Source organism: Synechococcus sp. MIT2312 (assembly GCF_059772315.1).
Genome location: NZ_CM186281.1, coordinates 1,985,976 through 2,011,757, shown reverse-complemented (window position 1 = coordinate 2,011,757; position 25,782 = coordinate 1,985,976). Strand labels below are relative to the sequence as shown.

At 58.9% G+C, this 25,782-nt stretch carries 20 protein-coding genes; 9 read left to right on the top strand and 11 right to left on the bottom strand.

The features are described from left to right. Positions 1-43 precede the first annotated feature (43 nt). The 4 genes from nusG to gloA all read right to left on the bottom strand — a co-directional run bounded on the left by nusG (position 44) and on the right by gloA (position 4,301). The gene (nusG, locus tag AC6EI9_RS11095; RefSeq protein ID WP_498467816.1) at positions 44-712 is read right to left on the bottom strand and encodes a transcription termination/antitermination protein NusG; all 669 of its coding nucleotides are present in this window, start codon (positions 710-712) and stop codon (positions 44-46) included. A gap of 60 nt (positions 713-772) precedes the next feature. Continuing rightward, on the bottom strand, positions 773-1,021 hold the full coding sequence (gene secE / locus AC6EI9_RS11090; protein WP_066909273.1) for a preprotein translocase subunit SecE: 249 nt from the start codon (positions 1,019-1,021) through the stop codon (positions 773-775). 97 nt (positions 1,022-1,118) lie between these two features. Then, complete coding sequence (locus tag AC6EI9_RS11085; RefSeq protein ID WP_498467815.1) at positions 1,119-3,884, bottom strand: ATP-dependent Clp protease ATP-binding subunit; 2,766 nt, start codon at positions 3,882-3,884, stop codon at positions 1,119-1,121. A 15-nt stretch (positions 3,885-3,899) separates the two neighbouring features. After that, the gene (gene gloA, locus AC6EI9_RS11080) at positions 3,900-4,301 is read right to left on the bottom strand and encodes a lactoylglutathione lyase (protein WP_498467814.1); all 402 of its coding nucleotides are present in this window, start codon (positions 4,299-4,301) and stop codon (positions 3,900-3,902) included. 145 nt (positions 4,302-4,446) lie between these two features. On the opposite strand from gloA, the gene eno reads away from it, so the two are divergent. Further along, positions 4,447-5,739 carry a phosphopyruvate hydratase gene (gene eno, locus AC6EI9_RS11075; protein WP_498467813.1) on the top strand — a complete coding sequence of 431 codons (1,293 nt, stop codon included), beginning with the start codon at positions 4,447-4,449 and terminating at the stop codon, positions 5,737-5,739. Between the two features lie 315 nt (positions 5,740-6,054). Here the strand turns inward: eno and AC6EI9_RS11070 are convergent, their stop codons facing one another. The 4 genes from AC6EI9_RS11070 to argJ form a co-directional block, all read right to left on the bottom strand. Beyond that, on the bottom strand, positions 6,055-7,737 hold the full coding sequence (locus AC6EI9_RS11070; RefSeq protein WP_498467812.1) for an ABC1 kinase family protein: 1,683 nt from the start codon (positions 7,735-7,737) through the stop codon (positions 6,055-6,057). Then, positions 7,734-8,045 (bottom strand): hypothetical protein, encoded by a 312-nt coding sequence (locus tag AC6EI9_RS11065; RefSeq protein WP_498467811.1) that lies wholly within the window; start codon positions 8,043-8,045, stop codon positions 7,734-7,736. Before AC6EI9_RS11065 ends, AC6EI9_RS11070 begins: the two co-directional genes overlap by 4 nt. A gap of 57 nt (positions 8,046-8,102) precedes the next feature. Then, positions 8,103-8,768, bottom strand: coding sequence for a hypothetical protein (locus AC6EI9_RS11060; protein WP_498467810.1), 666 nt, complete (start codon positions 8,766-8,768; stop codon positions 8,103-8,105). 88 nt (positions 8,769-8,856) lie between these two features. Continuing rightward, on the bottom strand, positions 8,857-10,092 hold the full coding sequence (argJ, locus tag AC6EI9_RS11055; RefSeq protein ID WP_498467809.1) for a bifunctional glutamate N-acetyltransferase/amino-acid acetyltransferase ArgJ: 1,236 nt from the start codon (positions 10,090-10,092) through the stop codon (positions 8,857-8,859). Positions 10,093-10,195: 103 nt separating this feature from the next. Between argJ and coaE the strand changes: the two genes are divergently transcribed. From coaE to AC6EI9_RS11040, 3 genes are all read left to right on the top strand, one after another. After that, complete coding sequence (gene coaE / locus AC6EI9_RS11050) at positions 10,196-10,861, top strand: dephospho-CoA kinase (RefSeq protein ID WP_498467808.1); 666 nt, start codon at positions 10,196-10,198, stop codon at positions 10,859-10,861. Between the two features lie 120 nt (positions 10,862-10,981). Continuing rightward, complete coding sequence (locus tag AC6EI9_RS11045; protein ID WP_186989648.1) at positions 10,982-11,701, top strand: FecR family protein; 720 nt, start codon at positions 10,982-10,984, stop codon at positions 11,699-11,701. A 35-nt stretch (positions 11,702-11,736) separates the two neighbouring features. Further along, positions 11,737-13,608, top strand: coding sequence for a CHASE2 domain-containing protein (locus tag AC6EI9_RS11040; RefSeq protein WP_498467807.1), 1,872 nt, complete (start codon positions 11,737-11,739; stop codon positions 13,606-13,608). Here the strand turns inward: AC6EI9_RS11040 and gatB are convergent. Further along, positions 13,598-15,082, bottom strand: a complete 1,485-nt coding sequence (gene gatB, locus AC6EI9_RS11035) for an Asp-tRNA(Asn)/Glu-tRNA(Gln) amidotransferase subunit GatB (RefSeq protein WP_186989651.1) — start codon at positions 15,080-15,082, stop codon at positions 13,598-13,600. The genes AC6EI9_RS11040 and gatB overlap by 11 nt on opposite strands. Before the next feature lie 54 nt (positions 15,083-15,136). Here gatB and thiO point away from each other — a divergent pair, with 54 nt between their 5' ends. Both thiO and AC6EI9_RS11025 read left to right on the top strand, forming a co-directional pair. Next, the gene (gene thiO, locus AC6EI9_RS11030; RefSeq protein WP_498467806.1) at positions 15,137-16,258 is read left to right on the top strand and encodes a glycine oxidase ThiO; all 1,122 of its coding nucleotides are present in this window, start codon (positions 15,137-15,139) and stop codon (positions 16,256-16,258) included. 325 nt (positions 16,259-16,583) lie between these two features. Next, positions 16,584-18,935, top strand: coding sequence for a hypothetical protein (locus AC6EI9_RS11025; RefSeq protein ID WP_498467805.1), 2,352 nt, complete (start codon positions 16,584-16,586; stop codon positions 18,933-18,935). A gap of 193 nt (positions 18,936-19,128) precedes the next feature. Here AC6EI9_RS11025 and ndk read toward each other — a convergent pair whose 3' ends face one another. After that, on the bottom strand, positions 19,129-19,587 hold the full coding sequence (gene ndk, locus AC6EI9_RS11020) for a nucleoside-diphosphate kinase (RefSeq protein ID WP_186989657.1): 459 nt from the start codon (positions 19,585-19,587) through the stop codon (positions 19,129-19,131). Between the two features lie 138 nt (positions 19,588-19,725). Between ndk and speA the strand changes: the two genes are divergently transcribed. The 3 genes from speA to AC6EI9_RS11005 are packed head-to-tail and all read left to right on the top strand — an operon-like array spanning position 19,726 to position 25,039. After that, positions 19,726-21,705, top strand: coding sequence for a biosynthetic arginine decarboxylase (gene speA, locus AC6EI9_RS11015; protein WP_498467804.1), 1,980 nt, complete (start codon positions 19,726-19,728; stop codon positions 21,703-21,705). 5 nt (positions 21,706-21,710) lie between these two features. After that, on the top strand, positions 21,711-23,192 hold the full coding sequence (locus tag AC6EI9_RS11010; protein ID WP_498467803.1) for a mechanosensitive ion channel family protein: 1,482 nt from the start codon (positions 21,711-21,713) through the stop codon (positions 23,190-23,192). Beyond that, complete coding sequence (locus AC6EI9_RS11005) at positions 23,189-25,039, top strand: CHASE2 domain-containing protein (RefSeq protein WP_498467802.1); 1,851 nt, start codon at positions 23,189-23,191, stop codon at positions 25,037-25,039. Before AC6EI9_RS11010 ends, AC6EI9_RS11005 begins: the two co-directional genes overlap by 4 nt. On the opposite strand, the gene AC6EI9_RS11000 is transcribed toward AC6EI9_RS11005, so the two are convergent. Next, positions 25,020-25,673, bottom strand: coding sequence for a hypothetical protein (locus AC6EI9_RS11000; RefSeq protein WP_498467801.1), 654 nt, complete (start codon positions 25,671-25,673; stop codon positions 25,020-25,022). The genes AC6EI9_RS11005 and AC6EI9_RS11000 overlap by 20 nt on opposite strands. Positions 25,674-25,782 lie beyond the last annotated feature (109 nt).

Genomic DNA, 25,782 nt, shown 5'->3' with positions numbered 1-25,782 from the left:
ACCCCTCAGGCCGCCCTCCGCAGGGAGACGGCCGCCGCTGATATCAGTTCTGCTTGCTCACCTGGGAAAACTCGAGTTCGACCGGTGTTTCACGGCCAAAAATGGAGAGGAGTGCCTTGAGCTTGCTGCGCTCACCCGACACCTCGATGACCTCACCCTGGAAATCCTTGAACGGGCCGGCAGTGACCAAAATCTGATCACCCTCGGTGAGATCGACTTTCACAACCGTCTTCTTCTCAGCAGCCCGCTTGAAGATGCGGTCGACTTCCTGACGACTCAACGGACGTGGCTTGATGTGACCGCGTGCTTTACCGGTGGCACGACGATCTTCCGCACCAACGAAGTTGATCACGTTTGGGGTGCTGCGCACGGCCATCATCGTGTCTTCATCCAGCACCATGCGCACAAGCACATAGCCAGGGAACACTTTCTCTTCAGTGGACTGGCGGCTGCCGTCTTTCTTGATTTTGACCGCAGGCGTTTCCGGAATCTCGATCTCAAGAATGCGATTGCTCACACCGAGCGTCACAGCCCGTTGTTCCAGCGTGGCCTTCACTTTCTTCTCGCAACTTGATGCCACCTGAACCGCATACCAGCGGGCAACACCCGTGCGGATTGTGGGAGTTTCAAGGGTGCCCTCTTCTCCGTCATTCGGTGCCGGAAGATCAAGCACCTCAGTGGAGTCCGACTGGCTTTGATCGAGATCAGACACGAGGCAGGGCAGGAGCGAAGGATGAACTGGGGAAATGCACCGGATCAGACCGGGAAAAAGTCAGCGGAACACCTGGGACGCAGCCCAGCCGTAGAAGCGACTCAGAGCGGCAATGGCCGCAGCGGAGAGGCTCACCATCAGGATCACGGCGATGGATTCGCTGAACAGCTGTTGTCGGCTGGGCCAGACCACAAGCTTCAGCTCTTCGAAGGTGGCCTGCAAAAAACCGCCCTTTTTCTCAGGCTGTTCAGGGCCTGATGAGGGGGGCGTCGTCGCTGCTGTGGTGTCCTCGGATGTGGGGCTGGTCACGGATGACGGATCAAAAAGTCGTCTGGGCCGGTGCTGACGCTGGCTTTGAAGGCACGTGACAGCGATTGAATATCGTACCGGACGCCTCAATAAGAGATTATTCAGGTTCGAAGAGGAAAGGGTCGCTGGGAGTCGCTCCAGCCCGCACGCGAACCGCCTGTGCACCGCTGAAACGTTCCTCCAGCAACTCAGTTGCCAGGGGATTCTCCAGTCGACGACGCAGCACCCTCCGCAAAGGCCTCGCTCCATACTCCGGCTCATAACCGAGGCTCACAATCGCTTCAATCACGCCTTCCTCAACGCGCAGCTCCAGCCCCTGCTCTCTCAGCAGCGTGGCCAGATCAGCCAACTGCAGGCGCACAATCTTGTTCAGATCCTCGAGTCCAAGAGGTTGAAACCGGATCACTTCGTCGATGCGGTTCAGGAATTCAGGGCGAAAATGTCGCCCAAGGGCTTCATCCACAGCCCCGTCCAGAGCGGATGAATCAATCGGTGCTCCCGCTTCTCTGTCCTGACGGGCTGATTCGAGAATGGCCCGGCTGGCCAGATTGCTGGTCATCACGACCACGGTGTGGCGAAAATCGACCGTGCGCCCCTGAGAATCGCTGAGACGTCCGTCATCCAGCACCTGCAACAGCACGTTGAACACATCAGGGTGAGCCTTCTCAACCTCATCCAGAAGCAGCAGAGCGTAAGGACGACGACGCACCGCTTCGGTCAGCTGCCCTCCCTCCTCATAACCGACATAACCGGGAGGAGCCCCGAGTAAGCGCGCGACCGCGTTGCGCTCCATGAACTCGCTCATGTCGAGGCGAACCATCGACTCCTCCTCATCGAACAGCTGGCCAGCGAGAGCCTTGGCCAGCTCCGTCTTGCCCACACCTGTCGGCCCCAGAAACAGAAATGAACCCACAGGGCGCCGAGGATCCTTCATACCGGCTCTGGCCCTGCGAATCGCCGCGGCCACAGCCCCTACGGCATCGGACTGGCCGATGACACGCTCCCCAAGCCGCTGATCAAGCTCCAGAAGCTTCTGACGTTCGCCTGCCAGCAGGCGCTGGATGGGAATCCCTGTCCAGCGCGCCACGACATCGGCAATGTCCTCGGCTTCCACCTGCTCCCGCAGCAGTGCCGTGCCGTCCTGCTGGGCCTTCTTGAGCGCCTCCTCCAGGTCATTGCGACGCTGCTGAAGACGATGCAGCTGGTCGTACTGAAGCCGCGCAGCTTCTTCAAGATCGCCCTCCCGCTCTGCTTCAGCAACGGCATGACGGAGATCCTCATCCTCCTGCAGCAGTTGACGAAGTTCCTGAAGCTGTTCCCGCTCTGCCTGCCAGCGCTCGCGCAGCTGAGTGAGCTGAGACGAGGCCTCAAGTCGCTGGCGCTGAAGCTGCACACGCTCCGATTCAGGAGCCTGCTCTGCCGCGAGCACCGCCAGCTCCACTCGACGCAGATCCATCTCGGCGTCCTCCACCACCTGGGGCTTGGACGTCACATCCATCTTGAGTTGTGCCGCCGCCTCGTCGATCAGATCGATGGCCTTGTCTGGCAGGCAACGGTCGCTGATGTAGCGATCGGCAAGGCGTGCGGCAGCCGTCACCGCGGCATCGGTGATCGTCACGCCGTGATGCAGCTCATAGCGCTCCTTCACGCCCCTCAGAATCTCGACGCTGTGATCGATCGAAGGCTCGGAGATCTGCACCTGCTGAAAGCGACGGTTCAGAGCTGGATCCTTCTCCACCGTGCGGCGGTAATCCTCTGGCGTGGTTGCAGCAATACAACGCAGATCGCCTCTGGCCAGAGCAGGCTTGAGCAGGCTGCCTGCGTCGGCGCTGGAGCGGTCGCTGTTGACCACGGTGTGCAATTCATCGATGAACAACACCACTCCAGCCTCCGGATCACTCACCTCTTGCAGCACCTCTCGCAGGCGCTCCTCGAACTGCCCTCGAAATTTGGCGCCAGCGATCAGAGCCCCCACATCCAAGGCCACAAGCCGCAATCCCTGAAGCGATTCAGGAACTTCACCAGCAACGATGCGTTGGGCCAGCAGCTCGGCGATGGCCGTCTTGCCCACACCGGGTGCTCCGATCAGAACCGGATTGTTCTTGCCCCGACGCGAGAGCACCTTGATCAAGCTGCGGATCTCGCTATCACGGCCGACCACAGGATCCAGAAGGCCCTGCGCCGCGGCGGCCGTGAGGTCACGGGCGTAACGATCCAGCGCCATGGGCTCTGGAGCATTGGCCAGGTCAAGCGCCGAATCATCAACGGGATCCAACGTGCCGAGCCCGGTCTGCACAGGGTCGGGCAATGACTGAACGGGTGGAACGGCAGGAGTGGGCACTGCTGAACGGATGACGGGAGCAGGAGGACTGAGCGCTGGAGAGGCAGCGGATGGGGTGGGTCTGCGCAGTTCGGCCTCAAGGCGATCGGCCGGCAAGCCGAAACGAGACAGCAGATCAGCGCCGATCCGGGGGTCACGGCCGATGGCGATCAACACATGCGAAACATCGATCAGCCTTGAACCCCAGAGGCCACGCACCCTGTCGGCGGCCTCGAGCAAGGTCTCAAGGTCTTCGCCGACAAACAGCTCATCACCTCGCGCCATGGGCTGGTCTTCCAGAAAGCCCTCGAGCTGATCGAGCAACTGGTCTTGAGGCAGAGGCAATGCAGCCACGTCCGCCTCAAAGCGTGGATCACTGAACAGAGCCTGGAGCAAATGCTCCACATCCAGATCACCGTGACGCCAGCGACGGGCTGAATCCTGTGCGGAGAGCAACAGCTCCCAGGCGTCGTCGCTGAAACGGTCTGGCTCCACCGTGAGACTGGCTGGAGGTTGAGGGGTCACGCCGAAATCGGATGTCATCGCGGGCGACTCCACTCAAGCGGCCGTCGATCGGGACGCAAGCTCAATCAGCTCCACCTTGTAGCCATCGGGGTCCTCCAGAAAAGCGATCACCGTGCTGCCGTGCTTCATCGGGCCCGGTGCGCGCACGAGCCTTCCACCGCGCTCAGCGATCCCCGAACAGGTGGCATGGATGTCCTGCACCCCGAGAGCGATGTGGCCATATCCATCACCCAGGTTGTAGTGCTCGGTGTCCCAGTTGTGCGTGAGCTCCAGCACGGTGTGAGCCTTTTCGTCGCCATAACCCAGAAAGGCCAGTGTGAAACGACCGGAGGCATAGTCCTTGCGACGCAGCAACTGCATGCCCAGGACATCGGTATAAAAAGTGAGCGATCGCTCAAGATCACCAACCCGAAGCATGGTGTGAAGCATGCGCATGATCGGGATCAATCGCTGTCACCAGCATGGTGCATCCCGAGGATCAGCGGTGGAGAAGCCGCAGGTGTCGTGGCCTGATGGCGGGGATAGGGAATCAACGTTGCAGGGGGACCCATAGGATCGCCAGGTCTTTGATCCGCATCACGTGTTCGATTCCCTCGACCTCGTCATCGACACCATCGTGGCCCGTGAGGTGCTCGACTCCCGCGGAAATCCAACGGTGGAAGCCGAGGTCTTGCTGGAAGGTGGAGCCAGTGGTCGGGCCATCGTGCCCAGTGGTGCCAGCACCGGTGCCCACGAAGCCCACGAGCTGCGCGACGGCGGCGATCGCTACATGGGCAAGGGCGTCATCCAGGCCGTCAATCACATCGAGGAGCGCATTGCCCCCGCCCTCTGTGGGCTCTCCGCCCTGGACCAGGCAGCCGTGGACGCAGCAATGTTGGAGCTGGACGGCAGCGACAACAAATCCAGCCTCGGCGCCAACGCAATCCTGGCGGTGAGCATGGCCAATGCCCGCGCAGCCGCCAATGGTCTTGGACTCCCTCTCTACCGCTATCTGGGAGGACCGATGGCGACGCTGTTGCCGGTGCCGCTGATGAACGTGATCAACGGTGGTGCGCACGCCGCCAACAGCCTGGATTTCCAGGAATTCATGCTGGTTCCCCATGGCGCCCCAAGCTTCCGTGAGGCGCTGCGCATGGGAACCGAAGTGTTCCACACCCTGAAGGGACTGCTCAAGGACAAAGGCATGAGCACCTCCGTGGGTGATGAGGGAGGCTTCGCTCCTGATCTTGGCAACGTGGAAGCGGGCGAGATTCTGGTGGAAGCGATTGAAAAGGCCGGCTACAAGCCTGGCGAACAGATCGCTCTGGCTCTGGATGTTGCCAGTACCGAATTCTTCGAGAATGGTCGCTACGCCTTTGACGGAGGCAGCTACGACAGCGCTCAAATGGTCGGCCAACTTGAACAGTTGGTTGAAAAGTTCCCGATCGTTTCGATCGAGGACGGCCTTGCCGAAGACGACTGGGAGGGATGGAAACTGCTGACCGAGCGCCTCGGCAGCAAGGTGCAACTGGTGGGTGACGACCTGTTCGTGACCAACACCAAGCGCTTGCAGCAGGGCATCGACAGCGGCACAGCCAACTCGATCCTGATCAAAGTGAATCAGATCGGTTCTCTCACCGAAACGCTGCAGGCCATCGACCTCGCCGGTCGCTCGGGATACACCAGCGTGATCAGCCATCGCAGCGGTGAAACTGAAGACACGACCATCGCCGATCTCTCTGTCGCGACCCGAGCTGGCCAGATCAAAACGGGTTCTCTGAGCCGAAGTGAGCGCGTTGCCAAGTACAACCAGCTGCTGCGCATTGAAGACGAACTGGGCAGCCAGGCGGTCTATGCCGGTGCAGTGGGCCAGGGCCCCCGAGGCAAAGCCTGAATCAGTTGATCAGAAGGCAAAGAAGCCGCCATTCACTCTTTCATTTCAAGAGTGAATGGGCATTTTCAAGGGTGCTTGAAACAAAGATTTCAAATCAATCCAACAAGAGCAAGAGAGAATTTTCAAGCCATCAAAAAGATCATTGCATCAATGAATCATGACAGCCACGTTAAGATAAACCAAGCATTCTGAAATGTCTACATAAGACAATTAAGGCTCGAAATTTATATTTTTTGCAAAGAATCTCTATCGAACAATTGTCAAACTTCTGAATTGTTCCCTGCAAAGCAACCAGGGCTTGGCAAGCAATCCGATTTAGCGTTGTGTCGACGACAAGGATTCCATGCGGGCATCCTTGCGGAGTTTCACCTGGAGCTTGAGCCAGCCCATCCCGACCGGGACAGCTGCACCGAGAGGCAGCAGAGCCCAGAGCGGACGAACGCTGGCGCCGATGACAGCCGCCGCCAGAGCCAGGCCTCCGAGCAGCACCGACTGACCAATGGAATGCTGAGCGGTGACCATGCGGCGGAACTGACGATCCGATTCACCCATCCGGATCTGGAGCTGCAGATCTCCCTGTTCGAGTCGCTCGAGACTTTCATCCAGGCGACGAGGAATCCCCACGGCCCGTGAACTCAGGGCACCCACCTGACGACCAAGTTCATTGAAGAGATCATTGGAACCGGATCCACTGGAAGTCATGAGCGGCAGCAGATAAGGTTTGGCGATCCCCACCAGGCTAAAGCCGGGATCGAGGCTGCGTCCCACGCCTTCAAAAGTCGACAGCGCTCGCATTACGAAGATCAGCTCCACCGGCAGCCGAAACGGTTGGCCATAAACCAGCTCGTAGAGATCTCCCGACAATTTGTCGATCACCGAAGCGCTGAAGGGAGGAGTGAGTGCATCCCGCAGCATCAGACGAACCAGACGCCGCACAGGCCCGAGATCCACATCTGCGGCGATCACACCAGCCACCTGCATCTCCTCCACCAGAGCTGATGCATCGCGGGACGCAGCTGCCCGAACCATGGAACCCAGCCGTCGTCTCAACCGCTCGGACAGCTGCCCCATCATTCCGAAGTCGTAGTAGATCAGGGCACCATCGCTTGCAACCGCCAGGTTTCCGGGATGGGGATCGGCATGGAAAAAGCCGAAACGCACCAACTGCTGCAGGTAGCTGGCGGCACCGATCTCAGCGACCTCACTCGGATCGATACCCGCCGCCAGTAGTTCAGGACGGTTGTTGATCTTGATGCCCGGCAGGTAATCGAGGCAAAGGACCTGACGGGTGCTCAGTTCCCAGATCACGCCGGGAACACGAATGCGGGGATCATCCAGAAACTGCTGACGAAAGCGGGCAGCGTGCTGCGCTTCCAAACGAAAATCCAACTCACGCAACAACACGCGCCGGCATTCCTGAGCGATTGCCACCCAGTCACGATCCCGGCCCCATTGCGGATGACGCTGCAGCACAGATGCCACCTGTTGCATCACCTCCAGGTCAAGTCGGAACAGAGACTCCAGACCGGGGCGTTGAATCTTGAGCACCACCTGACGCCCGCTGCGCAGGCTGGCTCGATGCACCTGAGCCAACGATGCTGCTGCAAGAGGGTTCTCATCGAGATCAATGATCTCCGCACAGCGCGCACCCAGCTCGGCTTCCAGCAGAGCCTGGGCCTGATCAAAAGGGAACGCCGGAACCTTGTCCTGCAGATCAGCCAGTTCTGCGACCCAGCCTGCAGGCAGCACATCAGGACGCGCTGAGAGCAGTTGACCGAGCTTGATGAACGCCGAACCAAGGTGGAGCAATTCCCTGGTCAGCCAGCGCGCACGCTGCTGCTGACGGGACTGACGCCGCTCCGTAGAGACGCCACCTGGATATGTCCAGCCACAGCTGTCCCACCAGAGCAGGAACAGCAGCACCACGACCGTGCGCCAGATGCGCAGTGCTCTCAGCCCCCTGCGCCAAGGGAGAGGGCGTGCACGCCAACGACTCAAGACCGTTCCTCCAAGCGCGTGCTCAAGTCAGCAACCTGGGCACGCAGCCGATCGATGCGCTGTTGCAGCGACTCAGATTCTGTGCCAGAGCGATCAGCTGTCGATGCCGTGCGGGGCTGGTCCTCGTGTTGCAAACGTTCAGCTTCTGCCTTCACCTCTTCCTGAAACAGATCCCATTCCTGCCGAATGCGCTCAGGCGCATCCTGCACAGCGACAGCAACACCGGCAGCTGCGTCGGCCACACTTTCACCCACCCGGGCGATCAGACGATTCATCGCCGCTCTCAACAGGGCGTCCGGGGGAGTCATGGCCTGACTAGCGATTCAGGAACTGTGGCAGATACGCCGACAGGGTTGTGACCAAGCTCAGGGAGTCTGTGGTGTCGCTGGTGCAGTGGCCGGTGGTGCTCTGAAGATGAGCGACTCATCGATGACTGGCTGGGCTGGAGCGACCGCAGGCTCGGGAGTGGCAACAACGGCAGGTTCCGCTTCCGGCGCAACTTGAACAGAAGGCTCGATGGCAGGGTCTGTGGCAGCCGACGGCTCAGGCACAACCGGTTCAGCGTCGGGAGTCAAGACCGCAGCGGGCTGAGCCCCATCAGAACCCACCTGCTGGTCAACATCCAGAGCAGGTGCAGCAACTGGTGCAGCAGTGGACACAGGCTCCTCTCGAACCGACCACGGCTCTGGCACAACAGCCTGCTGCGCTTGCTCACCTTGCCGCCCTTGCTTGGCGATGGCCTCGGCCTGTTCATTTGACTTGCGCTGCTCGGCATCAAGAGCCTCCTTCGCAGCAACGTCCCCAATCAACGGTTGATCAGCGCCATACCGTCGTCTCAACCCATCCAGGGTTTCTCCAGGAAAACTGTTCTGGCGAAACGTTGCCTGCTGAGGCTTGTCCCAGGCCTGGCGCATCAACACCACCCGCTGGGTGATGCCGTAACCGAGAGCAAAACAAGCGCCCGCCACAAGAGGACCAACCCAGTAACGAGGTCGCCGAGGCCGCTGCTGATCAGAGGTGGTCGTGGTCATCGCTCTGGCAGGTACGAACAACACCGAACAGTCGGCGCAGCCCATCTTCGCCTCTGATCGCCGGTGCTGCATCACCTCGCTTGTTTGATCAAGTTGTGTAATCGGCGTTGATGCGCACGTATTGATCAGACAGATCACACCCCCAGGCACGACCTTGGCCAGAACCGGAGCCGATCAGCAGACGGATCACCACAGCGTCATCGTCCAGGTAGCGGCAGGAAGCCCGCTCTTGCAGGTAGGTCGACGCCGCCGCCCGATCAAAGCCAAGCGGCTGACCGTTCTCCATCAGATGATGCTCACCGATCCAGAGAGAAACCGCCTGCGCATCAAAGGCCACTCCCGAGCGCCCAGCCGCCGCCACGATTCGGCCCCAGTTGGGATCACGCCCATGCACAGCCGTTTTCACCAGCGATGATCCACATACGGTGCGAGCCATCTGCAAAGCGTCTGCTTCGGATGCAGCTCCCTCCACAAGCACCTCGATCAGGCAGGTCGCACCCTCTCCATCACGAGCGATCGCACGCGCGAGATGTTGAGCGACCAGAGTCACTCCCTGTTCCAGCCAACCGAGCTGATGTGCCGGCAGAGGTTCACCGGCGGCGAAGGCCAGAAACGTGTCGTTGGTGCTGGTGTCGCCATCCACGGTGATGGCATTGAACGATCGCTGCACGGCGCGGCGAACAATGACCTGCCAAGCCTCTGCTGGCACTCCGGCATCACAGGTGAGATAACCGAGCATCGTGGCCATATTCGGGTGAATCATTCCCGAACCTTTGGCCATCCCGCCAATGCGCACTCTGCGGCCTTCAATCTTGGCCTCAACAGCGATCTGCTTCTCCACCAAATCCGTGGTGAGAATCGCCGTCGCAGCCGCCGAACCGCCATCGACTGCCAGAGCCTCCACAAGCGGATCCAGACCAGCCAGCAACAGCTGCATCGGGATTGGAACGCCGATGACACCCGTCGAGCAGATCAAAACCTGGTCAATCGATAGGCCCAGCCGGTCTGCCAGAACCTGAGTGGCGCGCTGGCTATCGATCAGACCACGGTCTCCGGTGCAGGCATTGGCCTGGCCGGAATTGATCAGCACAGCCCTGCAACATCCCTCGCTGGCTTGCAAGCGCTCAGCACAGAGATCCACGCAGGCCGCCCGCACCATTGAGGTGGTGAAAGTACCGGCACAGACGGCACCCTGCGGCGCCAGCACCAGAGCCAGATCCGGCTTTCCGGAGTCCTTGAGACCAGCTGTCATGCCGGCAGCCTGAAATCCGCAGGGGGCAGTGACACCGCCTTCGATCGGCGTCCAGCTGGAAGATTGCGCCATCAAAGGCCTGAACAAACGATCCACATGGCTTATTCAAAACGGCCACGCGGCGCTGTGAAAACGCGCGAGTTACAGACTGGAATCAGTCATCAAGCACGGGCACTTGAGTGCAACATCCCGCTGGCACGGTGCACAGCACCGCATCGGTCTCACCGGTGGCATCGCCAGCGGCAAAAGCAGCGTTGCGCGCTACTTGCAAGACCTTGGGATTGTGGTTCTGGATGCAGACCGCTACGCCCATGAAGCGCTGAATGCTGGAAGTCAGGCCTTTGAAGCCGTGCTGAAGCGTTATGGACGACAGGTTGAAGCTGCACCGGATTGCGACATCGATCGGAGCTCAGGTCAAAGCAGCATCAATCGCCGCGAGCTTGGCAGGATCGTTTTCAACAACCAGGACGAACGACGATGGCTCGAGCAGACCATCCACCCCATGGTCCGTGCGCGTTTTGAGCTTGAACTTGACAAGCATCCAGAAACGTCAACCATCGTGTTGATGATTCCGCTTCTGTTTGAAGCCGATCTCACAGAGATGGTCTCCGAAATTTGGGTGGTTCACTGCCTGCCGGCACAGCAGCTTGAGCGTCTGAAACAGCGTGACCGTCTCAGCACGGCCGAGGCCGAAGCAAGAATCAACGCTCAATGGCCCATGAGCCGGAAATGCGAACAGGCCGACCTGCTGCTCGACAACTGTTCAGCGCCAATCCGCTGGGAACGAGAGATCCAGACGAGGCTTGCGCAGATCAACCCCAGTCAGCCCTTGATCCCCTGAGGCCTGAGCTCTGACAACAATCAGCGCACCCAACCACAGTCAGATCAGACGATTGAAACGAGCTCAGAGTCACACTCAGCGAACGATGGCAGGATTCGATTGGTCAGATCGATCGAACCGATGAGCTTCTTCCGCCAGATCGTCGTATTCAGCTCCTGCCTGACAATCTCACTGATTGGAACGGCTCCGGTTTTTGCTGACTCCCAGAAAGCCACCATCGAGGAAATTCTGGACGGAGACGAACTGTTCATTGACGATCAAAAAGCCAAAGTCGAGCAAAAAGCCCAGCCGCCGCAAGTCATCAGCACAGGACTGAGCCGCGGCCAGATTGGCTTCAGCGGAGGTGCTGTTGGTCGAATCAACCGCCAATCGCTGGTCAAGCTCGGCAGCAGCTGTTTCCTGCTGAACAAAGGCCAGATTCTGATCTCAGGCCGTCAGGACGGTTGTACGTCCTCAAGCCGATTGAGCGTTCGCGGCACCAATTACGTTCTCAAAGTCAGTGATGACGGAAGTACAGATCTGGCCGTACTGGAAGGCTCCGTTGAAGTGACGGACAACAGCGGTGAGCAGGAGGCCGTCACCGTTGAAGCAGGCCAACGCCTTCAACTCAGTCCTGCGGGTGTGGTGATCGGACTGCTGCAATTGGCTGCAGGGGACTACCAGAGAATCCTTGATGGCCCCCTGTTCATCGGCTACACGGCTCCATTGCCGGGGTTGGCTGATCTCAGGCGTTATCTGAATCTGAATGTGCCTGGTTTACGCATCCCCAGCGTGCCGGGAAGCCAGATCCGAATCACACCCAGCCTGCCCAGCGTGCCGAGCCCAGTTCGTTTCTTCTGATGAACTGATCACCCCAACTCCATGCACGATGGCGGATGAGAACCACCGGCAAGGCCAGAACAAGTATCGCGATCACGCTGTTCGGCCTGCTGTGTGGTGGCCTCAGCGGCTGGCCACCGGCTCTATGGCGGAGCTGGTCCAAAGACATCAGTGATCAGATCACACTCTGGGCGGGGCCCAGCAAACCGCCGGCAGAGGTGGTGGTCATCGCTGTTGATGATGCATCTCTGCAACAGGCACGCTGGGTACTGGAGGATGCGAACCCAGCTCCCTGGAGTGAAGGTCTCGAACGCTGGCCTTGGCCAAGAGCGGTCTACGGGAAGCTGATTGAACGCGTCATCGCAGCTGGCAGTCGTGGTGTGGCGATCAATGTGCTGTTTGCCGGCCAAAGCATGTATGGCCCGGAGGATGATGCCCGCTTCGCACAAACACTGAAGCGCCACAGTTCATCAGTGGCTCTGGCCGCCGAAATGATGGAACCGGTTGATCGCCAGGGGGCGGGCGGTCTCTCCCTCGAGCCCCCCGCATCAACCCTGCTGGATGCCCTGGGCGGCTTGCCCTATCTGGGCCTCACCAACATGCTCAACGCCGAAGACGGCAGTATCGGTCCACATCCAGAAGCCTATGGGCAACGGGTGCTGCGGCCCTACAACTTCGAATTGCAGCAATCCCTCCCCTCCGCCCTGCTGAAGATCGCCGGGCTGGAGCCACCGCACGATCAGGCTGATCGTTCGCTGCGGTTGTATGGACCTGAGGGAACCATCACCCGACTGTCAGCCTGGGAAGTGCTGGACCCGCAGCGTTGGCGCAATCACCCCTTGCGAGACAGGCTCCGAGACACTCTGGTGCTGATCGGTCCAACTCTGGAAGACAACCAGAGCAGCCAGTCCACACCGTTTGGGACCCTGTCGGGGGTTGAACTCCTGGCCACAGCAACCGCCAATGACCTCGACGGCAGCGGTCTGCGTCAATGGCCTCAGCATCCCTGGCAGAAAGCTCTATTAAGCGCTGTCTGCAGCTGGCTGATTGCCTATCTGGCCACGCGGCGCCTCACTCTGCGCTGGCGGCTGATCAGCTGCTCACTCGGCCTGAGCAGCCTCCTTCTAATCAGCATTATCACGCTTGTGCAACGCCAGACCGTGCTGCCTTTGCTGGCACCAAGCGCCGGGATCGTTGGCCTGGCTTCCACACTTGCCGTCAGCAGTTTCTGGCGGGAGGAGCAGGAACGTCGACGGCTCCGCCAGACCTTTGAGCGGTATGTGTCCCCAAGCGTGGTCCAGGAAATCCTCAAAGACCGCGACAGCGCTGAAGGCATTCTCAGAGGCAAGACTCTCAACGTGACAGTCCTGTTCAGTGACCTTGAGGGATTCACAGCCCTGACCCGGGAACGATCGCAACAAGGGCGCAGCGAAGAGCTCATCCATCAGCTGAATCGCTACCTGGGCCGAATGGTGGAGGTGGTCAACGAGCATGGGGGCACGGTCGACAAGTTCATCGGCGATTGCGTCATGGCCGTTTTTGGATCACCGGTCAGTCGAGGGACTGAGCTGGAAGCCAGACAGGCGGTTCGTTGTGCCGCAGCCATGCGTCAGGCCCTGGAAGAACTGAATCAGGATTGGACGGAGAGAGGCCTTGATCCGCTCAGCTGTGGCATCGGCCTGGCCAGCGGGGAAGCGGTGGTTGGCCAGATCGGCAGTCCACAACGGATGGATTTCACCGTGATCGGCGACACGGTCAATCTGTCCAGCCGCCTGGAATCACTGACCAGAAAGCTCGGCACGCCCATCCTGATGGATGAGCAAACTGCACTCCTTGCTGGGGCAGTGATCGCCACGGACAATCTCGGTGAGCAGGCGATCAAGGGAATGAATCGCTGCCAGGTCTATCGACCCAGGCTCATCCCTTGAGTTTTTGGCTGAGAATCTGGTTGGCAAGCTTGGGATCTGCCTTGCCACCGGTCTTTTTCATCAGCTGGCCTACAAAGAAGCCCTGAAGCTTGGTCTTGCCGCCACGGAACGCCTCAACCTCGCCGGGATGAGCCGCGAGCAGCTCTTCAACGATGGCGGTGATCGCTCCAGGATCGCTGATCATTCCCAGCCCACGCTCATCCACGATCGCCTTGGGTGAACCGCCCTTTTCGAGCAGTTCAGGGAGGATTTCCTTGGCAATCTTGCCGCTGATCTTGCCGCCGTCGATCAGCTTCACCATCTCCGCCAGCTGATCAGGACGGAAAGGGAGTTCGGCGTAACTCAGCCGGTTGCTGTTCACATAAGCAGCGATGTCGCCTGTGATCCAGTTGGCTGAGAGCTTGGCGTCAGCACCGTCACTCACCACGGCCTCGAAGTAATCGGCCATCGGACGCTCATCGGTGAGCACGCGAGCGTCGTACTGAGACAGACCCAGATCATCGGCATAGCGATGCCGCTTGGCGGCTGGCAACTCAGGCAGTTCCGCCCTCCACGCCTCACGCTGTTCAACGCTCACTTCAATGGGCCCAAGATCAGGATCGGGGAAATAGCGGTAATCGCTGGCCCCTTCCTTGCTGCGCATGCTCTTGGTGAGCTGCTTGCCCTCATCCCAGAGACGGGTCTCCTGAACAATCGGCTCGCCGCTTTCATAGGCCTTGATTTGGCGCTGGATCTCGTATTCGCAGGCCTTCTGAATCGCGGAGAAGGAGTTCATGTTCTTGATCTCCACCTTGGTGCCGAAGGGGGCATCGGGTCCGCGGCGCACAGAGATGTTCACGTCGCAGCGCAGCGATCCCTCCTGCATGTTGCCGTCGCTCACACCGATGTAACGCACGATCCGGCGGATCTCCGACGCGTATTCAGCAGCTTCACGACCCGTGCGCAGATCAGGCTTACTGACGATTTCTGCGAGCGCCACTCCGGCACGGTTGTAATCCACCAACGAATGGGTGGATCCCGCCAGACGATCACTGCCGGCGTGCACGAGCTTGCCCGCATCTTCCTCCATATGAAGGCGCTCAATGCCGATCTTTTTGAGATAGGTGTCCTTGCCCTTTTCAGCCACCTCCACCTCGATCCAACCCTCTTCCGCGATCGGCTCGTCGTATTGAGTGATTTGGTAGTTCTTCGGGAGATCCGGATAGAAATACTGCTTGCGATCGAACTTGCAGTGCTCCGCAACGTTCAGATTCAGGCCCATCGAAGCCTTGACCGCATACTCGAGCACCTTCTGGTTCAACACCGGCAGCGTTCCCGGCAGACCACACACCACCGGATCAATGTGGGTGTTGGGATCATCCCCAAAGGTGGTGGAAGCTGCCGTGAAAATCTTGCTGTCGGTGCCCAGCTGCACATGGGTTTCCAGGCCGATCACAGCTTCCCAGGCCTGTTCAGTCGCTGCAGGTGCCGACATCCGTTGAGAGGATCGATAAGGGCTTGATCCTATGGAAAGGCTAGACATTCGGTCATGACCGCCTCAGATAGCTCAGCCCCTCAAACGGTGCTCATCCTTGGTGGAGGGCTGATGGGACTGGCCGTCGCCCATCAACTGGCACGCCGTGGAATCCCAGTGACGGTGTTGAGCAGACGCCGCAGCGAAGCAGCTGGTTTCGTGGCGGCCGGGATGTTGGCGCCCCACGCCGAAGGCCTCGAAGGAGCGCTCCTGCACCTCGGACAACTCAGTCTGAGACGCATACCCAGCTGGGTCGCCCAGATCGAGGCCGATAGTGGTCTTCCTTGCGGGCTTCGTTCCACGGGCATCGTGGTGCCCTTCCACAGCGCGGACGAACGGGACGCTTACCCCACAGCTGCATTCGGCGAGCACCTTGACCGCGAGCAGCTGTCACAGGAACTGCCAGGCATCAACTCGACCTGGAGGGCTGGACTGTTGTTCGCCCAGGACGGTCAGATCGATAACAGACGTCAGCTCATGCGAGCTCTGGAGAGCGCCTGCGTGGATCGCGGTGTGCAGTTCCAGGAGGGAGTGGAGGTGTTGGAACTGTTCACGGCCAATGACCACCTGAGCGGAGTGCGCACAAGGGATTCGGAGGGAAAGGAAGCAACACTGACCTGCGAACGCGCCGTGCTCTGCAGCGGCGCCTGGAGCGGACAGCTGTTGCCTCAGCTGCCGGTGTTCCCAGTGAAAGGTCAGATGCTGTCGCTGCAGAGTCCGCGCGGTGCCCTCCGGCGCGTGATCTTCGGCCCAGGGATTTATCTCGTGCCCCGCGAAGATGGGCTGGTGGTGGTCGGAGCCACCAGCGAACGCAATGCCAGCTTCAGCGAAGGGCTCACTCCACAAGGTCAAACCACCCTCAAACAAGGAATTGCCGCTCTCCTACCCGAAGCCGAGAGCTGGCCTCCCATGGAGCGTTGGTGGGGGTTCCGTCCCTGCACACCTGATGAAAGCCCACTGTTGGGCACGAGTCCGATTCCAGGGCTTCTGCTGGCCTGCGGCCATCATCGCAACGGCGTTCTCATGGCTGGTGCAACCTCTGAACTGATTGCCGATCTCGTCTGCACCGCGGAGCCGAAGCGGGATCTTGCGGCACTGCTACCCAGCTTTCGCTGGAATCGCTTTCAAGCCAGCTGACGGGTCGACATTGAAAACAAATTGACGCTGGGCTCTCCCTGGCTGGCCGGCGTGCACCATCGCAAAGGAGTGTTGATGGACGCCATCAGTACAGACCTGATCAGACGAGGCAATCCTTGAAAAAACTCAATCCAGCATGGACCGAGAGCTGCTGAAAACCATGATTTGCAGGCACTTTCAGACCCAGACATTCAAACCGTGATCTAGATCACAAGATTGCTTGAGCAAACCGCGAATCAGGCCTGATTCGCATCACAGGATCCGGAGAACTTTGCGCTGAAGGTGAGTGAGTTCGAGAGCAAATGCTCCACTCAAATTATTAGCCATGAACTTCACTGCTCGGGCCTTCCAACGCAACCGCGGCCCCCAGCCTTCTGTTTCCGTCACCACTGTGGATGGACTGACGATGAACACTGGAAATAATCATGATCACATTGATATTCGTGCTGGTGCCTTCAACCGAGGGGGTTACGCCGAAGCCACCGGACTCAACAATTCCTCCATTGCAACGGCAGCAGGCAATGACTCCGTTCGCATTCACGCCAACGCCCGTGGCATGAGCACCAATGCCTGGGCCATGCGTCACAGCACACTGGATGTGGGTACAGGCCACGACAACATTGACCTGCGTGCTGTCACCCGTGCTGGTGCCTTTGATCCTGCCTATGGCATGGACAACAGCTCCATCTTTACCGGCCTGGGCAAAGACAAGCTGCGCATCAATGCCATCGCTCGCGGCAACACCACAGGCACCATCGCCGCCTATGGCGCTCTGAACTCTCAGATCAACACCGGCGCCGATGACGACAAGGTCCACATCAAAGCTTCCGCCACCAATCGCAGTGGTTACGCCGAAGCGACCGGACTCGACCATTCAGTGCTTGAAACCGAAAGCGGTAATGACTGCGTGCGCATTCACGCCAACGCCCGTGGCATGAGCACCAATGCCTGGGCCATGCGCAACAGCACTCTGGATGTTGGTCCTGGTCACGACAAAGTTGATCTCCGTGCCGTCACCCGTGCTGGTGCCTTTGATCCTGCCTACGGCATGGACAACAGCTCCTTTACCTCCGGCCAAGGCAGAGACAAGCTGCGCATCAATGCCATCGCTCGTGGCAACACCACTGACACCATCGCCGCCTATGGCGCTCTCAACTCTCAGATCAACACCGGCGCCGATGACGACAAGGTCCGCATCAGAGCTGCTGCAAGCAACCGCAACGGTTATGCCGAAGCGACCGGACTCGACCATTCAGTGCTTGAAACCGAAGCTGGTCATGACCACGTGCGCATTGATGCCCGTGCCTGCGGCAGCAGCACCAATGCCTGGGCCATGCGCAACAGCACACTCGATGTGGGTGCAGGCCATGACACGGTTGATCTCCGTGCTGTCACCCGGGCAAGCGCCTTTGATCCCGCCTACGGCATGGACAACAGCTCCATCATCAGTGGCTTAGGCAAAGACAATCTGCGCATCAATGCCGTTGCTCGCGGCAGCACAACAGACACCATGGCCGCCTATGGCGCTCTCAACTCTCAGATCAACACCGGAGCTGATGACGACAAGATCGAAATCAGAGCCTCCGTCAGGAATCGCCAGGGCTACGCCGAAGCCATCGGTCTCGACCATTCAGTTCTTGAAACCGAGGACGGTGATGATCTCATTCGTCTTGATGCGCAGGCCCGCGGCAGCAGCAGCAACGCCTGGGCCATGCGCAACAGCACACTGGATGTGGGTCCTGGAGACGACAAGGTCGAGATCAGGGGCAATGCACTGAACAGCACTGTGCGCACTGGTGAAGGCTTCGACAGCGTCAAAGTCACTGGCCTCGAGACCAAACAACTGCTGGTAGACACCGGTGCTGACGCTGATGTCTTGACCGTCGATGGCGGCACTGGAATCACTTACACCTCCGGTACTGGCTCCGACCAGCTGCGATTAACACGCAACTACTTCACGAGCCTGCTCCAAGCGAAAGACTCTCAGGAGCAGATGAGTCAGTTCGAGGATTCAATCATTCAGGACCTCACCCCTGCGGAGGCCGCGAAAGCGCAAACCAATCAGATGATCTCAACGTCTGTCGAGGAATCATCAAACACTGAACACAATCAACAGGCCACCACCTTTGCCTCACCTGATTCACAAAAAGCAGGGGATAAACTCCGCGATCCACTGCTATTCGTCGATTTCGTGACCGGCGAAAATGGCGACACCGTCAACTGCGACGACATCCTGATCGGCCACGGGATTGGTCTCAATCGCCAGTCAATTTTTCAAGATGGTTATTTAAGCTTTGCACAGGAAGGCAGCGACAGCCTCCTGTACTTTGATTCCGATGGTTCTGACCAACAGGAGAACGATAAAGTTGCCTTGGTGATTTTCAAGGACGTCCAGGCAGGCAACTTCAGTCAGCACAATCTGAACTCCAGAATCATCAATCAAAATGATTTCTTACTGAGCCAAGAGAATCATCAAAACATTGATCTAACAATCGATTCAGAGGACGTAGCACCTGGACAACAACTGGAATCTGCAGGCAGCTCAACGATGCTGAATGCCAGCCTCCAACCAGCCAATGAAAGCCCAAGTCTGTTCGGAACAAACCCAACGATTCACGGAATGGACCCGAACCAACTTATGAACAACGATGTTCAAGCTTCGCTTGGAATGGTCTGATAACGATCCCTGGCTCCTTTCAGAAATCGACCGCTCTGCAAATGCAGAGCGGTTTTCGTTTGCAGGTTCAACGATCTTCTGCAGCTAGCGGGCAGACGACTATCAGTGCCGTAAATCCCGAAGAGAACAGAGTTCAACAAAGCCCCAGAACATTGTTCCAGGACTTGAAGTCAATCACTCGATCACCAAGCCATCAGGCCTCAACACGCCAGGCCTGATCGGACGGGGACCAATCATTGAGCTCAGAAGCCTGGAACCAGAGACCGATCTCAAACTGAGCGGTTTCAGGGGCATCAGAGCCGTGAATCACATTGCGGCCGATATTCACAGCCAGGTCACCACGGATGGTGCCGGGCTCAGCCTCGAGGGGCTTGGTGGCACCGATGAGCTTGCGAGCACTGGCGATCACACCATCACCTTCCCAGACCATGGCCACTACAGGACCAGACGTGATGAAATCGACCAGGCCAGCAAAGAAAGGACGCTCCTTGTGAACGCCGTAGTGCTGTTCAGCCAGATCGCGGCTGGGAGTGATCTGCTTCAGGGCAACCAGCTTGAAACCCTTGCTCTCGAAGCGGCCGAGGATTTCACCCACCAGCCCGCGTTGGACACCATCGGGCTTGATGGCGATGAACGTGCGTTCGGTGGTCATGAAAAGTCAGAATCAAGAAGCTTGCCATCTTCTGTGCTCAGCTACCCCCTTGGCAAGCAAGACAGGCACTTACAGGTTTCTGCTGCTCTGAAGCAAGCTCCTTAGATTTGGCCCATTCATCACTGGGCTTTCTCACGCATGGTGCTCGCCGACGCCAACCAACCAAGACGTGAGCAGAGCGACGAACAATCAGCGCCAACCACTGCCTGGAATATTCAGGACAGCTCCGAGCTCTATGGACTCGAACGTTGGGGGGATCCTTACTTCTCCATCAATCTGCGCGGCCATGTAAGCGTGCAACCACGAGGAGAGCGTGGCGGAAGCCTGGACCTGGTGGAACTGGTGAAAGGCCTGCAGGGCAGGAACCTCAACCTGCCGCTGCTGATCAGATTTGATGACATCCTCGAAGACCGGCTCGAGAGCCTCCATGCCGCCTTCGAGCGAGCAATCACCCGATACGACTACAGCGGCCGCTACCAGGGAGTCTTCCCTGTGAAATGCAACCAGCAATGCCACGTTGTGGAGGAGCTGGTGAGCTGCGGCAAGCGCTGGCACTTCGGACTGGAAGCCGGCAGCAAGGCAGAACTGCTCATTGCCCTGTCGCTCATTGACGATCCCGAAGCGTTGCTGATCTGCAATGGCTACAAAGATCAGCGATATATCGAAACGGCGATCCTGGCCAGGCGCCTGGGCAGACGGCCCGTTGTCGTCATCGAACAAGCCGATGAAGTGCAACGGATCATTGATGCCAGCAGGGAACTCGGTGCTGCACCTCTGATCGGGATCCGCGCTCGGCTGTCGAGCCGAAGCACCGGCCGCTGGGGCAATTCGGTCGGTGACAAAGCCAAATTTGGGCTGCCGGTCCCCGAAATCCTCGCGACGGTCGAAGCCCTACGCGAGGCAGGTCTTCTGGATGAGCTGCGCTTACTCCACTTCCATGTCGGCAGCCAGATCAATGACATCGGTGTGGTGAAGGACGCCCTGCAGGAGGCGTCCCGCATCTATGTGGAGCTTCACAAACTCGGAGCTCCGATGGGTTATCTGGATGTGGGAGGAGGACTGGGCATTGATTACGACGGCAGTCGCACAGCCACGGCCGCCTCGACAAACTACTCGCTTCAGAACTACGCCAACGATGTGGTCGCCACGGTCAAGGAAGGCTGTGAACCCCACGACGTAACCGTTCCGACTCTGGTGAGCGAAAGCGGGCGGGCCATCGCCAGCCATTTCTCTGTGCTGGTGTTCAACGTTCTCGGCACCGGCGAACTGCCGCACACCACACCCTCTCGCTCAGAAGCGGAATCGCTGATCGTGCGCAACCTGCACGACACTCTGGAAGGAATCAAAACGCTTCCTGATGACGGAAGCGCGGATGTCTCACGACTGCAGGAAGCCTGGAACGATGCTCTCAAATTCAAGGACGATGCATTAGCTGCATTCAGGCTTGGCTATCTGAGCCTCACCGAACGCAGTCAGGCGGAACAACTCACCTGGGCCTGTGCACGGGCTCTGGTGGAAAGGCTCCCTGAGAACGCCGTACTCCCCGAAGAACTTCAAGCCTTACCGGCTGTTCTTGCACTCACCTACTACGCGAACCTATCGATCTTCCGCTCTGCGCCCGACACCTGGGCCATTGAGCAGCTCTTCCCTCTGATGCCAATCCACCGGCTAGCAGAGAAACCGACTGAGCTCGGCCACTTCGCTGATCTGACCTGCGATTCAGATGGTCGCCTGAACCGCTTCATTGCTGATGGACGCAGCAAGCAACTTCTGGAGCTGCATTCCCTGCGTTCAGATGAGCCGTATCTGATCGGGATGTTTCTGGGAGGGGCCTATCAAGAAGTGATGGGCAACCTGCACAACTTGTTCGGCACCACCGACGCAGTGCACATTCGTCTGGCACCCGGAGGCGACTACCAGGTGGATCACGTCGTGCGTGGCGACACCAACGCCGAGGTGCTGATGGCGATGGAACACAACCCGGAATCTCTGCTGGAACGTTTGCGTGTCGCCAGTGAGCGCTCGATCCGAACGAACCAGCTCAAGATCGCCGAAGCGCGACGACTCATGGACCATCTTGAGATCAGTCTGCGCCAGAGCACCTACCTGCAGAACTGAGCGCCATGACTCTGACTCTGAGCCTTCTGGTCATCGTTGCACTTCTGACGGTCCATCGGGTTTGCAAACACCAGAAGCTCAGCCCGCCGCCTTTGCGAATGCCTTTGATTGCAGCGATCGGCATCCCTTTGTTGAGCAAGCTGGCTGAAATCGTCAGCTACGGCGGTCTGCCGGTTTTGCAGAACTCACTGGCAGCAGCCATCACGCTGCTCTGGGCTCTGAGCCTGATTCGCATCCTGAACTGGGGCATCCTGCAGATTCCCGCAGAGCTGGGCTGGTGGAAACCCACCGCCAAGATCCTGCGAGACCTGCTCACCCTGGCGATCATCACAGCCGTGGTGATGATCGTGATTCACCGCGATTTCCGCGTCAACCTGGTCGGCTTGGCAGCCACCTCAGCCGTGGTCACCGCGGTGATCGGTCTTGCCGCTCAGGAGACCCTGAAAAATCTGTTTGCGGGGATCTCGCTGCAAGTCGACTCACCCTTTGAAGAAGGGGACTGGATTGATCTGGGCACCACACGAGGAGTCGTCACATCACTCCGTTTAATGACAACCCGGGTGCGTGGAATGGACGGGTCAATCACGGTAGTTCCCAACAGCCGCATCGCCGTGGAAGGCCTGCGCCGCTTCAAGCCTGAAGAACCTGTCGGTCAGATCATCGATCTGGGCTTGGATTACAGCCTGCCTCCACGCCAGGCAATCCAACTTCTGCAGCGCACTCTTCAACACAACCGCAAGGTCCTGCGTCACCCCACTCCCAAGGTGTGGGTATCGTCCTTCGCCGACAGCTCCATCACCTACAGCCTGCTGACCTGGCAGACCACTGCACTGGAATTACGCCAGCTGCGAAGCACTGTGCTTGAGCAGATCTGGTACGCACTCCATCGCATTGATCAATCGATTCCCTACCCCATTCGGGACATTCGTACGCAGCCAAGCCCGGCCAGGTTGCCATCCAGCGAGATCACAATGGAGCAGAAGCAAAAGCTGCTGGCCTCAACAGAAATCTTCGGTCACCTGAATGAGCATCAGCTTGAAAGGCTGGCCGATCTTGCAAGCTGCGAGACCTTTGCACCCGGTGAGTCGGTCGTCAGGCAGGGAGAACGTGGTGACAGCCTCTATCTTGTGGTCCGCGGAACACTGGAAGTGTTTCAGCTGAATGCCAACAGCCCTTCAAGGCATCCAGGTCGGCACGTCGCCGATCTTGAAACCAGTGACGCCTTTGGTGAAATGGCGCTCTGCACCGGTGAAGTGCGTTCAGCGAGTGTGATCTGCAAGAGCGAATGCGTCTTGATCGAGATCGAGCGAAAACACTTGCTACCACTGCTCGAGGAACAGCCTGAAATTCTCGAAACCATGGGCTCGATCATGGCCGCACGGCGACAGCAACTCAAAGCGAACCAACAGCAACGTGCTGAGTCCCGGCGCCGCGCATTGATCGCTCGCATGCAGAGATTATTCAGTCTCTCCAGTCAGGAGCAATGAACTGGCAGCGCCTGATTCGCCAGGCCATCCCCTATGCGGCAGCGACAGGACTGCTGGTGGGCCTGCAGCAGTCACCCTTGGTGGAAACCGCCAACCTGCTCGTCTACGACCTGGCCATCAACCTGCGCAACCGAAGCAATGATGACGAAGCCAGAGATCTGAACTGGCCGATCACGGTGGTCGGGATCAACGAAGCCGACATCAAGCGCTATGGCTGGCCCCTCGACGACAGCCTTCTCTGCCGAGCTCTGAAACAGCTCGATACCCTCGGCGCCGGTGCCATCGGCCTTGACCTGTATCGCGACCAGGCCAAACCCTGCCTGCAAAACGAGGTTCAGCGCAATCCCCGCCTGATCTCGATTCGCAATGAACTTAATGGGATCGCAGCGATCCCTGGAGCACCTGCCCAGCAACAAGCCTTCAATGACCTGGTAGTGGATGCCGACCGCGTCGTGAGGCGTGATCTCGTTCACGTGAGTGGGCAGGCGGACGCTGTGCGATCACTGCCGCTGCGCCTGCTGGAAACAGCAAGTCAGACCAGAGACCCGGGCAGACAGCTCGAGCAGCTCAACGAGCAGTACTGGCTGAAAAAGCAATCCGGTGGTTATCAGGACCTCAATGCAGCCGGTTATCAGGCCATGCTCCCGGTCTATCCCCCAGGGCGTTATCCCATTGTTGACTTGGCCGCACTACTCGAAGGCGAAGTGGGTCAGGACATGATCAGCGGTCGAGTGGTGCTGATCGGCAACGTGGCTCCCTCGCTGCGTGATCTGTTCGAAATTCCCCAGAGCCGCTTTGTCAGAGGTTCTCAGTTTTTGGAAATTCCCGGGGTGGAGCTGCATGCACAGCGCCTGGAGGCACTACAGCGACTGCTGCAGAGACGTATACCCGAGATTGTCACCATCCATGGTTGGCAACGCTCACTGCTGCTGCTGGCAATCATGCTGCTCGGCGTCCTGATCGCTGAACGCCCCGCAAGAATCCGCCGCAGTCTGATGCTGCTCTCAGCAGCGGCCATTCTCCTCGTTGGCACAGTGTTCGGGTTGACGCTGGGCGGAATCTGGATCGGGCTGACGATGCCTCTCTCTGGCCTGGTGGTGATCAGCGGCAGCGGCATCCTCAGGCGTGGGATCCAAAGCCAACGTCACCAGCAAGAGATGCGGCGCCTGCTGGGTCAGACCAGCTCTCCAGCTGTTGCACAGCAACTCTGGGATCAACGGGAAGATCTGATCAAAGACGGACGTTTCACGGGTCGGGAACAACAGGTGACTGTGCTGTTCAGCGACACCTGCAGCTTCACAAGTGTGAGCGAACAGCTGAACCCTTCGGAGTTGATGCAATGGCTGAACCGTGGCATGAGCATCGGCGTCGATGCGGTCACGAGTCGCGGTGGAATCGTCAACAAATTCACCGGCGACGGCATGCTGGCCGTCTTCGGAGCTCCTGTCTCCAAGACTCCAGCCATGGATGCATGCCAGGCCGTGGCAGCTGCCCTGACAATTCAGAACAAAATCTCAACGCTGAATGAAGCTCTGGCAAGGGAAGGGCAGCCACCGTTGCGGATGCGGATTGGGATTCATTCCGGGCCTGTACTCACTGGATCTCTAGGCAGCAGCAAGCGTTTGGAATACGCCGTGATCGGCGACACCGTGAACTGCGCCTCTCGGCTGGAAGGCTTGAAGAAGGATCGCCATGAGGGCATGGTGAGGATCTTGCTGTCGGGTGAAACCCAGTGCCTTCTCGACAAAGTCCCCGCCTGTGCGACCAGCGAGTCATGGGGAACAATCCACATCAAGGGGCGCTTGGAACCGCTGGAGGTGATCGAAATCAGAAACACTGCACCATGACGCTCTCCGACCAGGAGTCATCGATGACGACATCATCGAATTGAAACCTCGCCTTCAAAGGCGCCAGGGATGTGGTGTTGCCACAGGCAGCTTGAAGAGCAGCCAACTCAGACTGCTGAGACCGATTCTGCGCCTCGGAACTGCCATCGGGTAACAAGAGGCTGCGGGCCGGTGGTGCCGACGTTGTGATGAAACCGAATTCATCGCCACCATCATTGCCACCACATTGATAGGACGACTCCCAGAGCATGGGCACAGTCGCAGCCGGAATGCTCAACAGCACCAGGCGATTCACAGCCGCAGGAAGCTGCTTGTGCATCAACGGTGCGGCATCAGGGTCAACGATTCCGTTCACCGAGGCAGAGCGCAGCGTGACCTCCAATGGCTGAGGGTCCGGCGACGGCCCTTCCAGCACAGCAATCAGTCTGGCTGTGCCTGGACTGAACACATTGGCAGCGGGCACAAGATGCACAACCGGTCGTGCCGCACACTCACCCCTTGTGCCCCCGCCAACCCTGCGACCAGGGAAAACATTGCGTGGAGCGGCCTCCAGGGCTGGAGCGGACAACACACCCGCCAGTAATGCACTCAGCAGAGACGAGATCAGGACGGTGACGAACGGAAAGCGGACCATGGAACGGCGTGCAGCGGCACGGAGGTGCTGACGGGTCCAGCTTGACGCCTGCCGACTGTCAGAGGGGGTGAGCGCGGTCACAGATTGCTGTGATCTCACTCACGGTGAT